Here is a 13,847-nt window from a genome sequence, read left to right as displayed (position 1 = left end):
CGTGGCAATTTTTAAATGATACGTTTTTACAATATATTACATTGCAAAAGTAGTCGTTTTTAAGCTTTTTTACTTACAATATAGAATTTTAGCAATTTTTTGAATCACTAAATATCTGTTAAAATAGTATAAATAAGTTGTTTAACTAAAAAACTTTACTGTAATTTTGATTTTTAAAATCAAACAATAATCATAATGAAAAAAACTTTAATTCCTATTCTTTTTGCAAGTGCAATTGTTGTTTCTTGCAAGACTGAAACTAAAACTACAGCTATAAATTTGACGTATCCAAAAACAACTAAAAACCCAGTGATAGACACCATTTTCGGAACCGAAGTTGTAGATAATTACAGATGGTTAGAAGACGATAGAAGTGAAGAAACAGAAAAATGGGTAAAAGCAGAAAACGAAGTAACTTTCGATTATTTGGGTAAAATTCCATATCGAAAAGACTTAAAGAATCGCTTATCGGAATTATGGAATTACGAAAAAGTAGGAACCCCTTTTATAGAAGGAGACTACACTTATTTTTATAAAAATGATGGTTTGCAGAACCAATATGTGGTGTATCGAAAAAAAGAAGATTCAGATGCTGAGATTTTTTTAGACCCAAACACTTTTTCTAAAGATGGAACCACTTCTTTGGGTTCTTTAAGTTTTTCTAAAGACGGAAAAACAGTTGCCTATGCAATTTCTGAAGGTGGTTCTGATTGGCGAAAAATAATTATTATGGATACAGAAACCAAAGAAATTAAAGAAGACACCTTGGTTGATGTAAAATTCTCGGGAATTTCTTGGTACAAAAACGAAGGTTTTTATTACTCAAGTTACGACAAACCAAAAGGAAGTGAATTGTCTGCAAAAACAGATCAGCATAAATTATATTACCATAAATTAGGGACTTCACAAAAAAACGATCCTGTTATTTTTGGAGAAAAACCCTCTGAAAAACACAGATATGTTGGTGGTTCTGTAACAGAAGATAATAATTATTTAGTAATTTCTGCAGCAGTTTCTACTTCTGGAAACAAGCTTTTTATTAAAGATTTAACCAAACCAAATAGCAAATTAATCACTATTATAAACAATGTAAAAAGTGATACCTATGTTGCAGAAAACAAAGGAAGCAAATTGTATTTAGTAACCAATTTAAATGCACCAAATAAAAAAGTAGTTACTGTAGATGCGAAAAACCCAATTCCAAAAAATTGGGTAGATTTTATTCCTGAAACAGAAAATGTATTAAACTTAAAATCTGGTGCTGGTTATTTTTTCGCAAATTATATGGTAGATGCTGTTTCTAAAATTTTACAATACGATTTTAATGGAAAATTAATTAGAGCAATAAAATTACCAGGTGTTGGTTCTGCTGGTGGTTTTGGTGGTAAAAAAGATGCAAAAGCATTGTATTTTTCATTTACCAATTACAGCACTCCAAGCTCTTCTTATAAATTCAATCCAAAAGACGGAACATACAAATCTTATTGGAAACCATCCATTGCTTTTAATTCGAATGATTATATAAGTAAGCAAGTTTTTTACAGCTCGAAAGATGGTACAAAAATACCAATGATTATTACACATAAAAAAGACGTAAAATTAAATGGAAAAAATCCAACAATTTTATATGGTTATGGAGGTTTCAATGTAAGTTTAACGCCAAGTTTTAGCATTGCAAATGCAGTTTGGATGGAACAAGGAGGCATTTACGCAGTACCAAATTTACGTGGAGGAGGAGAATATGGAAAAAAATGGCACGATGCAGGTACGCAATTAAAAAAGCAAAATGTTTTTGATGATTTTATTGCAGCCGCAGAATATTTAATCAACAAAAAATATACTTCAAGTGAATTTTTAGCAATTCGTGGAGGTTCTAATGGAGGTTTATTAGTGGGAGCAACAATGACGCAAAGACCCGATTTAATGAAAGTTGCTTTGCCAGCAGTGGGTGTTTTAGACATGTTGCGTTATCATACATTTACTGCAGGTGCAGGTTGGGCTTACGATTATGGAACTGTAAACGACAGCAAAGAAATGTTCGATTATTTAAAAAGCTATTCTCCTGTTCATAACGTAAAAAAAGGCACAAAATATCCTGCAACTTTGGTAACTACTGGAGATCATGACGATCGTGTTGTGCCAGCACATAGTTTTAAATTTGCAGCAGAATTACAAGAAAAACAAGCAGGTAAAAACCCTGTTTTAATAAGAATTGAAACCAATGCAGGTCATGGAGCAGGAACTCCTGTTGCAAAAACTATTGAACAATATGCAGATATTTTTGGTTTCACTTTATTTAATATGGGGTTTGAACAACTACCAAATCCGCCAAAGAGTAAAATTAAATCTTAATATTAAAAATTGTAACAATTTATTATATAGTGTTACTAATATTCAAACAATCAAATACATACTACATGAAAACAGTTAAAAAAGTTCTTTTCACAACAGCAATTGCTTCATTAGGCTTTATGGCTTGTAAAGACAATAAAAAAGAAGAAAGATCTGCAGGAATCGTTCTAGAAAATATGGATACTTCTGTAAAACCAACAGACGATTTCTTTAGACACGTAAATGGAGCATGGCTCGATAAAACAGAAATTCCAGATGACGAAACTTCTTGGGGTGGTTTTGGTCAGCTTCGTAAAAAAACCAATGAAGACGTTTTGGTTATTTTAAATGAAGCGATTGAAAAAAAAGATTTTCCAAAAGTAAAAGATGCTCAAGGAAATGAAATAGATTCCGATCAAGAAAAAGCAGTAAATTATTACCAAACAATAATGGATACTGTTGCAAGAAATAAACAAGGAAAAGCACCAGTGATGCCTTTCTTATCTAAAGTTGATGAAATTATAACTAAAAAAGACGTAGAAAACTATATTACAAATATGGCTCCTTATGGAGGTGGAGGTTTTTATGGTTTTGGAGTTTTTAACGATTTAAAAAATAGTAGTGTTTATGCTGGTTATTTAAGTAGTGGAGGTCTTGGTTTGTCTAGAGATTACTATGTAGACGCAAAAGTGGCAGATAAATTGGCAAAATACCAAGAATTTATAGCTAAAATGTTGCAAGAGTTTGGCGATAATGAAGCAACAGCTAAAAAAAATGCTGCTACAATTGTAGCTTTCGAAAAAAGTTTAGCAGAACCAATGATGACGAAAGAAGAAAGTAGAGATACTCGTAGAATGTATAACCCAATGTCTGTTGAAGAATTACAAAAATTAGCGCCAGCAATCGATTGGAAAGCACATTTAAAAGGAATTGGAGTCTCAAATTTAGACAGAATTATTGTTACAGATCCTGGATACTTTAAAGCGATGAACGATATTTTTAAAAATCGTTCTGTAGAAGATATTAAATTATTATTACGTTGGAATACCATTAATAATTCTCTAGGTTCTTTATCCACAGATTTAGAAACTGCAAATTGGAAATTTTATGCAAAAGAAATGCGTGGTGCTAAAAAGCAAAAGGCAAGAGACGAGCGTGCTTTAGAAAACTTAAATGGCGCTATTGGCGAAGCTTTAGGGAAGTTATATGTGGAGAAAATGTTTCCGCCAGAAGCTAAGAAAAAAGCCAAAGAAATGATTGACAATGTAATGTTAGGTTTCGAAAAACGAATCGCACAATTACCTTGGATGAGCGAAGTTACCAAAGAAAAAGCATTAGAAAAACTACATAAATTAACGGTTAAAATTGCGTACCCAGATGTTTGGAAAGATTATTCTGAACTAAAAGTAAAAGGATTAGAAGATGGTGGTTCTTATTTCGAGAATGCAATTAACGTTACCAAATGGAACTACAACAAAAATATGGCGAAATTAGGAAAAGAAGTAGATAGAACTGAATGGGGAATGTCTCCACAAACAGTAAACGCCTACTTTAATCCTGTAAATAATGAAATCGTTTTTCCAGCAGCAATTTTACAACCACCTTTCTACGATTATAAAGCAGATGAAGCTGTAAATTATGGTGGAATTGGAGCCGTTATTGGTCATGAAATTTCTCATAGTTTCGACGATTCTGGGGCACGTTTCGATGGCGATGGAAATCTTAAAAACTGGTGGACAGAAGAAGATTCAAAAGAATTTAAGAAAGCTGGAAAAAAATTAATCGATCAATTTAGTAATATCGTGGCGATCGATTCTATGCACTTAAATGGCGAATATACTTTAGGAGAAAATATTGGAGATTTAGGTGGTTTACAAGCCGCTTACGAAGGTTTACAAATCTTTTTAGACAAGAATGGAAGACCTGAAAAAATCGATGGTTATACTCCAGAACAACGTTTTTTCCTTTCTTGGGGAACCATTTGGAGAACCAAAATGCGTGACGAAGCTTTAAAAAATAAAATTATGACAGACACACATGCTCCTGGAATGTACAGAGCAATGATGCCTTTAAAAAATATTGATGCTTTCTACAAAGCTTTCGATGTAAAAGAAGGTGATAAAATGTATCTAAAACCAGGAGATAGAGTAAGAATCTGGTAAGGTCGCAGGCCTTTTTTGTATGATTCTCTTGTGGGAATTACCATAGTAAAAATTTTAAACCGATACTTTCGTATCGGTTTTTTGTGTTATACCATTTCTGTTTTAAAATTACTGTAAAAGAAAAAAATTTAACTCCTTAGCTTAATAACGTTGAGCCTTAGCTATGGTGTTTTTTTATTTTGTAATAAAGAGGAAAAAGCACGTTTTATTGCAGTAATTTTAATGCAAATTATTATATCGTCGAAATAACAGGAAAGCTAAAGTGCTGTTTGTTGATATATTAAAATACAGTCATATATTATTTCTTAAATCGAACTCACGTTGCTAAAACGAAAAAGGTAGCGATTAAAAATTACTACCTTTTAAATTATAAGTTATGTTACGCCATTAAAAGCGTTACAAATATGTTTTAGTCTATTTCAGAAACTCTTAATGTATTTACCATTCCTTTTGCCTCAACTGGCATAGAGGTAAGATTAATCATTAAATCGCCTTCTTTTACAAACCCTTTTTCTTTGGATATTTTGTTAATATCTACAACAGTATCATCTGTACTTAAATTTTTATCATAATAAAAAGCTTTTACACCCCAAAGTAAGTTTAGTTTTCCTAAAATTCTTTTTTCAGATGAAAATGCTAATATTTTAGATTGTGGTCTCCAGGCAGAAATTTGAAACGCTGTATAACCACTATTTGTTAGCGTAGAAATTGCAGCTGCTTCAATATCATTCGCCATTAATGCTGCATGATGACAAACTGCTTTTGTAATAAATCTGTTTGTTCTAATGTGTGGTGCTGCATCTGGAACTTTAATTAGCTCTGAATTTTCTACACTTACAATAATTTCTCTCATTTTTCGAATTACTCTTAAAGGGTGTTTCCCTACAGAAGTTTCTCCTGAAAGCATTACTGCATCTGCACCATCCATAATCGAGTTTGCAACATCGTTTACCTCTGCTCTTGTTGGCACAGAATTATCGATCATTGTTTCCATCATTTGTGTGGCAATAATTACAGGAATTCTTGCTTTTTTAGCTCTTTCAACTAGCATTTTTTGAATTAATGGAACTTCTTGCATTGGAATTTCTACTCCTAAATCTCCACGAGCAACCATTAATCCATCACAATAAGGAATTAAAGAATCTATATTTGCAACAGCTTCTGGCTTTTCTATTTTCGCAATTACAGGAACTCTATAATCGGAATGCTCGTCGATTAAATCGCGTAACATTCTTAAATCTTCTGGTGTTCTTACGAAAGAAAGTGCCATCCAATCTACATTTAAGCTCAATGCAAAAACGGCGTCTTCCATATCTTTTTTTGTTAAAGCTGGTAAAGAAATTGCTGTATTTGGTAAGTTTACTCCTTTTTTAGATTTTAAAGCGCCACCAACAATTGTTTTTACAACTACTTCTGTGTTTTTATCTGTAGATACAACTTCGAATAACAACTTACCATCGTCTACCAAAATTTGTTCTCCGACTTTTACGTCTTTTGGAAAACGTTGGTAGGTCATAAATGCTTTTTGCTTATTTCCAATACATCTTTCTGTGGTAAATGTAAAAAAATCTCCGTCTTTTAAAACAACATCTTCTTCCATAACTCCAACACGCAATTTAGGACCTTGTAAATCTGCTAAAATCGCAACATTGAATCCGTTTTCTTCGTTAACTTCGCGAATTCTCTTTACGTTTTCTCTTACATTATCGTAGTCTGCATGCGAGAAATTAATTCTAAAAACATTTACACCTTCTATGGCTAAGTTTTTAAGTATTTCTTTCGTATCTGTAGCTGGACCTAGGGTTGCTACTATTTTTGTTTTTTTGTATGGTTTCATTCTTAAAATATTAAAAAGTCTTTAGACTTTAGTGTGTTTTTATCTATTGAATAGCATGTTATTATCTGCTCAATACTTTTAATTTTATTTACTGTTTCCGAAACGTATTCGTACCCAACTTCTCCAGAAATCTTAATAAAAAAGTCGACCTTTTTCTTTTCTGGAATTAAATATGTTTTCGTTTCTGTAGTTAATAATAATTCGTTTGGTTCGGTTTGGTTTTCTCTTTTAAAGCTATTTGCAATTAAAAACCACTCAAAGTCATATTTTTTGCTTGAGAAATTATAGAGAGAAAACGACCCTTTTTTTTGATTGCTTTCAAATTCTAAATCTTTTGGCGATTTAGATAAACGTGTATTTAAATTTTTATTTAACAAATATGCCAGTTTGTAATCTTCTAATGCTGTATGAATACCAATTAACGAGTATTCTTCTTCACAGAAATCCTCTAAACCTAAAGCATGAATTTGCATAAATTGTAAATTTACTTTGCGCTAAATATTGTGCTAAATTAGTAATAGTTTATGAGTTTTCGGGCTTATTTTAACGAAAACGTTATCGTTTTAGTCTAATGAAATTTCGTCTTGAAATGCAAAATACACCCTTTTGGAAGCTTGTTCCTCTGCTTTTTTCTTAGAAGTAGCTCTTCCTTTGGCTATTTGTTCGCCATCGATACTTATTTTTACACTAAAGTGTTTTACTACTTCGTTGCCAGAATCTTCGTAGGTATCGAAAATATACTTTTTCTTTTGCTTTTGGCACCACTCTATTATTACACCTTTGTAACTGGTAATTTTGCCTTCGAGTTTTTCAATATCTACATAAGGTGCAATTACGTTTTCGTGGATAAATTTCTGACAAAAATTATAGCCTTTGTCTAAATAAATTGCTCCAATTAAAGCTTCAAAAATATTTCCATGAATGTTATCGCCAACATTGGCTTGATCGATATTACTATCTACAAACTTAATTAAGTTTAGGTCTTTGCCAAGTTCATTTAAATGCTCTCTGCTAACAATTTTAGAGCGCATTTGCGTTAAGTATCCTTCTGTACCTTCTGGAACTTTTTTATATAAATAAGAGGCGATTACAGAGCCTAAAATAGAGTCTCCCAAAAATTCTAAGCGTTCGTAGTTAATAGGGTTTCCATCTTTATCTAACTTTTGTACAGACCTATGTGTGAAAGCTTTTCTATATCTTTCTATTTTCTTTGGAGAAAAATTTAGTAGTTTTTTTAGTTCGTGAAATAATTCTGCTTCCTCTTCTTTTTTATGAGATTGGACTATTTTACGAAATAAATTCATCGATTATTCATCTAATTTCTTGAAAGCAACGCAAGCATTATGTCCTCCAAATCCAAAAGTATTACTCATTGCCACGTTAATTTCTCTTTTTTGAGCCTTATTAAGTGTTAAATTTAATTCTGGATTAATGTTTTCATCCACATTTTTGTGGTTGATGGTTGGTGGAATAACTCCATGTTTCATTGCTAAAATAGACGCGATAGACTCAATCGCTCCTGCAGCACCTAATAAGTGACCTGTCATAGATTTTGTTGAGTTTATATTGATATTCTTAGCATGATCTCCAAAAACTTCGGAAATCGCTTTTAATTCGGCAACATCGCCTAAAGGAGTAGAAGTACCATGTGTATTAATATGATCTACATCTTTTGGTTTAATTCCTGCATTTTCTAAACAGTTTTTCATTACTGCAATTACACCAACACCTTCTGGATGTGGAGCTGTCATGTGGTGTGCATCAGAAGACATTCCTCCTCCAATAACTTCTGCATAAATTTTTGCACCTCTTGCTTTTGCATGTTCGTAACTTTCTAAAACCATAGCACCTGCTCCTTCTCCTAAAACAAAACCATCTCTTTCCGCATCAAAAGGTCTCGATGCTGTTTCTGGGCTTTCGTTTCTTGTAGATAAAGCATGCATTGCGTTAAAGCCACCAACACCAGCGATTGCAACAGCGGCTTCAGAGCCTCCAGTTACAATAACATCGCAAGTTCCTAAACGAATGTAATTTAAAGCATCTATCATCGCATTTGCAGAGGATGCACAGGCAGAAACTGTAGTATAATTTGGCCCCATAAATCCATTTTTAATGGAAATATTTCCAGGAGCAATATCTGCAATCATTTTTGGGATAAAGAAAGGATTAAATCTTGGTGTGCCATCTCCAGCTCCAAAATTTAACGCCTCGTTCTGGAAAGTTTCTAAGCCTCCAATTCCTGCTCCCCAAATTACGCCAACACGTAATTTGTCTATTTCATCTATATTTAAGTTCGCATCTGCAATTGCTTCATCTGAAGCAACCATAGCATACTGCGTAAATCTATCCATTTTACGCGCCTCTTTTCTGTCCATAAAATCGGTCGCGTTGAAATTTTTCAATTCACATGCAAAACGAGTTTTGAACTTGGCAGCATCAAAGTAAGTGATAGGTGCTGCTCCGCTAACTCCGTTAACTAAAGCGTTCCAATATTCTTCAATATTATTACCAATTGGCGTTAGTGCGCCAAGTCCAGTGACTACAACTCGTTTTAACTGCATATAAATTAAGTATTATTTTTTTGCTTCTTCAATATAGCTAACTGCTTGACCAACTGTACCGATGTTTTCTGCTTGATCGTCTGGAATTTGAATATCGAATTCTTTTTCGAATTCCATAATTAACTCAACAGTATCTAAAGAATCTGCTCCTAAATCGTTTGTGAAGCTAGCTTCTGTTGTTACTTCGTTATCGTCTACGCCTAATTTGTCTACGATAATCGCTTTTACTCTTGATGCAATGTCTGACATAATTTTTTAATTTTAAATTTTAAATCGGGGCAAAAATACGAATCTTTATAATTATATCTAATTTTTGTCCGAAAAATGATTACTAAATGTAAAGAAAATATTTTAATCTTCACAAAAATAATCGGTTTGTTAATAATTATTCTTTTTTTTGTAGCTTAGAAATATAGTTATGAAGCGTATTGTTATTTTTGCATCTGGTTCTGGTTCGAACGCAGAAAACATTATCAGGTTTTTTAATCATACTAAAACCGCTAAGGTTACTAAAGTGTTGTGTAACAATGAACATGCCAAAGTTTTCGAACGTTGTAAAAACCTAAAAACTAACTGCTTACATTTCAATAGAGAGCAGTTCTCAAAATCAGATTTTGTATTAAATATTTTAAAAAAAGAGGCAGATTTTGTAATTCTTGCTGGTTTTTTATGGAAAATTCCAACCAATATTATCAATCATTTTCCTAAGAAAATTATTAATATTCATCCTGCATTGTTACCAAAGTATGGTGGAAAAGGAATGTATGGAATGCATATTCATAAAGCCGTAAAAGAGAATGAAGAATTGGAAACTGGCATTACAATTCACTATGTAAATGCAAATTACGACGAAGGTGGCATTATTTTTCAGGCAAAAACTGCGTTAAATAATGCAGATACTCTTGAAACAATCGCAGAAAAAATTCATATTTTGGAACAAACCTATTTTCCGAAGGTAATTGAAGAGGTAATTTTAAGTACAAATGAGTAAAAAAAAGTTTTATGTTGTTTGGAATGGACGTAAAAAAGGAATTTATACGTCTTGGAACGTCTGCAAAAAACAAATTGACGGCTTTGAAGGTGCGCAATACAAATCTTTCGCTAATTTAGACGAAGCAGAAATTGCTTTTTCTAAAAAATATGAAGATTATAAAGGTAAAAACACTAAAAAACCGACTTTATCTAAAACTGAAAAAGCAAAATATGGTTCTCCTAGTTTAGAAAGTATTTCTGTGGATGCTGCTTGTTCTGGAAATCCAGGGAAAATGGAATATAGAGGCGTACTTACTCATAATAAAAAAGAAATTTTTAGAAAAGGCCCTTATAAAAAAGGAACGAATAATATTGGAGAGTTTTTAGCTTTGGTGCATGGAATTGCTTTATTAAAAGGTAAAAACAAAGAAGATATTCCTATTTATTCCGATTCTAAAATTGCTATGAGCTGGGTAAAGCAAAAACGTTGTAAAACAAATATTACTTTCGATGCGTCTAACAAAGATTTATTAGAATTGATAAAAAGAGCTGAAAAATGGCTGAAAGAAAATACGTTTAAAAACCCAATTTTAAAATGGGAAACGAAAGCTTGGGGAGAAATTCCTGCGGATTTTGGGAGAAAGTAACATCCGACCCCAATCTTCCCAAAGGGAAGGAGTTAGCAAGTTTGTGGAAATTACACATATTTATAAAACCTTTTTTATTCTAAAATGCTTTGTATTGTTTTTAAATATATAATGAAAACTAAAAAAGAATCATCAGAAATAAAAACAATTATTTTAGCAAGGCTTTTTTAATTATGCTCCAAGGTGTATAGTGGGTTTTTCTTTCTTTATGATTGCTTATCATTTTATAATATTCAGATGGTTTATGACTTGAAATATTTTTTTATGATTTAAATTGATGTTTTTAGTCATATCGTTTTTGTTGATGAAAAATAGTTCTTATAAATTCTCTATATTAAAGACGATTAGAAATACTGTTATGATTGTTCGTAATATAAGTGACCAAATACGTATTCTTTTTTTTTTTCAAAAAAATATAATTGCTTCCTAAATAAGCTATAGATAAAGGTGTTAGCTTTTTAGGGAATATTGAAATATCTTTTTCAATAAAGTCTAAAAGATTATTTTTATATTCAATAGCATTTTCATTTAATTTAAAAACTAAATCATTAATATACTTAACAACTTCTGGTTTATAATAGATTTTTACTTTTTCCAATCTAACGATTTAATGTAAGTATCTGTTTGTTCTCTTACTTCATCTACGGTAATAGCATTTTCAATATCTTTTTTAAAATTTTTATTTTTTAACTGTTGATATTCAAAAATTTGGTTTAATACATCCTTATCCTCAATAAAGGAAATCCAATCTATAATTGCTTTTTTCTTGAGAATTAAAGTCATAACTTCTTATTTTAAGTATGAAAAATACCGTTTTTAAAACTTAAAAACAAACGAACAGAATATAGGATTATCAAAAATTAAAATATTTTCTTAAATTTGAAATCCATATTTTATGATTTATGCCCTATTTATCAACCTTACACATAAACAAAGAGCGTAAACATCCTTATCCGTTTGATATTCCTGCCATAAAATATGCTAAAAATTTAGATGTTTCTAATCGTGTTACTTTTTTGGTTGGCGAAAATGGTTCTGGAAAATCTACATTATTAGAGGCGATTGCTTGTCGCCTACAATTACCTCATATGGATGGAAGTAGTTACGCAAAAAATAGTTTCGATGCCGCAAAAACACTCTTACCTTTCTTAGAATTGACTTGGCAAATAGAGCGTTCTGTGGGTTTCTTTTTTAGAGCGGAAGATTTTGGAGATTATTTAAATAGTATTCATAGAGTTGGTACCACTATCGAAAACCAAATGGGCGATTTAGGGGACGATGTTCCTAAATACATTATCGATCAAATGAAGGAAAGTGCCAATTATCAATTAAAGCAAATGCGCACAAATTACGGACAGGAACTCAATGCTTTTTCTCATGGTGAAGCCTATCTTCATATCATGAATGAAATGATAAACACAAGAGGAATTTATCTGCTTGATGAACCTGAAGCTGCATTGTCTCCTGCAAAACAACTTACTTTAATTGCTTTTATAAAAAACCACTTAAAAACACATAATTCGCAGTTTATTATTGCAACACATTCACCTATGTTATTGGCTTTTCCTAAAGCGACCATTTTTGAAATCACCGAGAATAATATGGAGAAAAAGGAGTTAGAAGAGACTGAACATTTTAATATTACAAAGTCGTTTTTGAATAATCCTGAGGCTTATTTGAGACATCTTTGAAAAAAGTTGGCAGTTTTTCAGTCTTCAGTTGGCAGTCAGCTACATACTGGAAACTGTAGACTGTAGATTGCCAACTCAACTGTAGACTGAAACCTACAAATTATATCCAATACTAAACATAATAATTCTCGGTAAAATAAAGGTTTTACTGTCTGAAACTACATAATAACCTGAGTTCGACGTAAGAAAGCCTATTTTTTTATTGTAAAAAAAAGTAGAAAATTAGTATATTTAAATGCTGAATATCAATTTTTTAACTAAAATTCTACTTATGATTTCTATAGATAAAATTACTACAATTTTTTGTGATATTGACGATTTTTGTCAAGTTTTTGAGCCTGCTTTACAAAAAAGAACGATTTCAGGCGGAAAAAAGAAAAGAAATCGTTCTTTTAAAATGTCCACAAGTGAAATATTAACCATAACTGTTCTTTTTCACACAAGTAATATTAGAACATTCAAACATTTTTACCTTTTCTATGTTCAAAAGCATTTAACTGATGAATTCCCTGAGACAGTTTCTTATAATCGTTTTGTTGAGCTAATGCAAAGCAATATGCTTCCTTTGATAGTGTTTATGAAAACCTGTTGTTTGGGTAAATGTACAGGGATATCCTTTATAGATTCAACTCCTTTGAGAGTGTGTGACAAAAAGAGAATTAAAAATAATAAAGTCTTTAAAGGAATTGCGACTACTGGAAAGTCTACCATGGGATGGTTCCATGGTTTTAAATTACATCTATTAGTAAATGATAAAGGTGATATTCTGAACTTTATCATCACCCAAGCCAATGTAGACGATAGAACACCAATCAAAGAAGACAATTTTTTAAAAAAAATTGTAGGAAGTTTATACGCAGATAAAGGGTATATTTCAAAAGAAATCACTCAATTACTTTTTGAAGACGGACTGCATTTAGTTACTGGAATTAAAAATAATATGAAAAATGTACTAATGACAATGCGTGACAAAATTTTACTGCGTAAAAGATCAATTATAGAAACAATTAATGACCAACTTAAAAATATCGCCCAAGCTGAACATTCTAGACATAGAAGTTTTAGTAATTTTATCACAAATTTAGTAGCTAGCCTTATTGCTTATTCTTTTCAAGAAAAGAAACCATCTATTAAATTTGAAACAGAAAGTACAGCACAATTAGCTCTTTTTTGCTAAATCCTTAGGTCGAACTCAGGTTATAAGATAATATTTGTGTCAAATTAGGAAAATTCTTCTTTAAAGGTTTGTATCCAGACCAACCATCTGTGATTATATTCGCATCTGATTTTATATGTGTCTCAAATATTGGTTTTAAAGATTTACAACTATAATCGTCTATCACTTTTGCATACCATCTGCCAGGTTTTCCTCCTCTATTTTCAATAGCAATTACGACTCTAATTTTCGTAGCTGATTTACTTCGTCCTTGTTCTCCTTTTTTTGGTGTTCCTATCTCAAATTCGTCTACATGAACCTCATCTTCTAAAGGGTATTTCTCACTACTTTTCATTGCTTCTTGCACTTTTCTCCTAAACAACCAAGCTGTCATCTGTTTGACTCCATGTCTTTCTGCTAACCAAATACTATTTGCTCCTTTTTTACTTGTTTACCTTTTGAAAACTTGGTGTTTTTACATTTAAAACAA

13 protein-coding genes and 1 pseudogene are annotated in these 13,847 nt (G+C 31.6%); 6 read left to right on the top strand and 8 right to left on the bottom strand.

Annotated features, from left to right (window positions below):
* Nucleotides 1-195: 195 nt before the first annotated feature.
* Both J3359_RS12075 and J3359_RS12070 read left to right on the top strand, forming a co-directional pair.
* A complete protein-coding gene (locus J3359_RS12075) occupies nt 196-2,352 on the top strand; it encodes a prolyl oligopeptidase family serine peptidase (RefSeq protein WP_208077112.1) in 2,157 nt (718 codons plus the stop codon).
* Nucleotides 2,353-2,417: 65 nt separating this feature from the next.
* Nucleotides 2,418-4,493: a M13 family metallopeptidase gene (locus J3359_RS12070; RefSeq protein WP_208077111.1), complete on the top strand. Its 2,076-nt coding sequence runs from the start codon at nt 2,418-2,420 to the stop codon at nt 4,491-4,493.
* 409 nt (nt 4,494-4,902) lie between these two features.
* On the opposite strand, the gene pyk is transcribed toward J3359_RS12070, so the two are convergent.
* From pyk to J3359_RS12045, 5 genes are all read right to left on the bottom strand, one after another.
* Nucleotides 4,903-6,330: a pyruvate kinase gene (gene pyk / locus J3359_RS12065; RefSeq protein ID WP_208077110.1), complete on the bottom strand. Its 1,428-nt coding sequence runs from the start codon at nt 6,328-6,330 to the stop codon at nt 4,903-4,905.
* 2 nt (nt 6,331-6,332) lie between these two features.
* A complete protein-coding gene (locus J3359_RS12060) occupies nt 6,333-6,803 on the bottom strand; it encodes an IPExxxVDY family protein (RefSeq protein ID WP_208077109.1) in 471 nt (156 codons plus the stop codon).
* A gap of 90 nt (nt 6,804-6,893) precedes the next feature.
* Nucleotides 6,894-7,634: a ribonuclease III gene (gene rnc, locus J3359_RS12055; RefSeq protein WP_208077108.1), complete on the bottom strand. Its 741-nt coding sequence runs from the start codon at nt 7,632-7,634 to the stop codon at nt 6,894-6,896.
* Between the two features lie 3 nt (nt 7,635-7,637).
* The gene (fabF, locus tag J3359_RS12050; protein WP_208077107.1) at nt 7,638-8,891 is read right to left on the bottom strand and encodes a beta-ketoacyl-ACP synthase II; all 1,254 of its coding nucleotides are present in this window, start codon (nt 8,889-8,891) and stop codon (nt 7,638-7,640) included.
* Nucleotides 8,892-8,903: 12 nt separating this feature from the next.
* Nucleotides 8,904-9,140, bottom strand: a complete 237-nt coding sequence (locus tag J3359_RS12045) for an acyl carrier protein (RefSeq protein WP_004569249.1) — start codon at nt 9,138-9,140, stop codon at nt 8,904-8,906.
* 169 nt (nt 9,141-9,309) lie between these two features.
* Between J3359_RS12045 and purN the strand changes: the two genes are divergently transcribed.
* Nucleotides 9,310-9,882 carry a phosphoribosylglycinamide formyltransferase gene (gene purN / locus J3359_RS12040; RefSeq protein WP_208077106.1) on the top strand — a complete coding sequence of 191 codons (573 nt, stop codon included), beginning with the start codon at nt 9,310-9,312 and terminating at the stop codon, nt 9,880-9,882.
* Entirely contained in the window at nt 9,875-10,510 is a 636-nt protein-coding gene (locus J3359_RS12035; RefSeq protein ID WP_208077105.1) for a ribonuclease H1 domain-containing protein, read from the top strand. Before purN ends, J3359_RS12035 begins: the two co-directional genes overlap by 8 nt.
* A gap of 334 nt (nt 10,511-10,844) precedes the next feature.
* Here the strand turns inward: J3359_RS12035 and J3359_RS12030 are convergent, their stop codons facing one another.
* Together J3359_RS12030 and J3359_RS12025 are read right to left on the bottom strand one after the other, a co-directional pair.
* Nucleotides 10,845-11,108 carry a hypothetical protein gene (locus J3359_RS12030; protein WP_208077104.1) on the bottom strand — a complete coding sequence of 88 codons (264 nt, stop codon included), beginning with the start codon at nt 11,106-11,108 and terminating at the stop codon, nt 10,845-10,847.
* Complete coding sequence (locus J3359_RS12025; protein ID WP_208077103.1) at nt 11,096-11,293, bottom strand: hypothetical protein; 198 nt, start codon at nt 11,291-11,293, stop codon at nt 11,096-11,098. Before J3359_RS12025 ends, J3359_RS12030 begins: the two co-directional genes overlap by 13 nt.
* Before the next feature lie 119 nt (nt 11,294-11,412).
* Between J3359_RS12025 and J3359_RS12020 the strand changes: the two genes are divergently transcribed.
* Together J3359_RS12020 and J3359_RS12015 are read left to right on the top strand one after the other, a co-directional pair.
* The gene (locus tag J3359_RS12020; protein ID WP_208077102.1) at nt 11,413-12,201 is read left to right on the top strand and encodes an AAA family ATPase; all 789 of its coding nucleotides are present in this window, start codon (nt 11,413-11,415) and stop codon (nt 12,199-12,201) included.
* A gap of 271 nt (nt 12,202-12,472) precedes the next feature.
* On the top strand, nt 12,473-13,378 hold the full coding sequence (locus J3359_RS12015) for an IS982 family transposase (protein ID WP_437440098.1): 906 nt from the start codon (nt 12,473-12,475) through the stop codon (nt 13,376-13,378).
* Between the two features lie 4 nt (nt 13,379-13,382).
* On the opposite strand, the pseudogene J3359_RS12010 reads toward J3359_RS12015, so the two are convergent.
* Nucleotides 13,383-13,793, bottom strand: a pseudogene (locus J3359_RS12010) (IS1595 family transposase); the annotation flags it as partial.
* Nucleotides 13,794-13,847: the final 54 nt, after the last annotated feature.

It is taken from the genome of Polaribacter cellanae (genome assembly GCF_017569185.1).
Lineage (GTDB): Bacteria > Bacteroidota > Bacteroidia > Flavobacteriales > Flavobacteriaceae > Polaribacter > Polaribacter cellanae.
The sequence above is the reverse complement of the archived record's forward strand: the minus strand, read 5'-3'. Positions and strand labels throughout refer to the sequence as shown.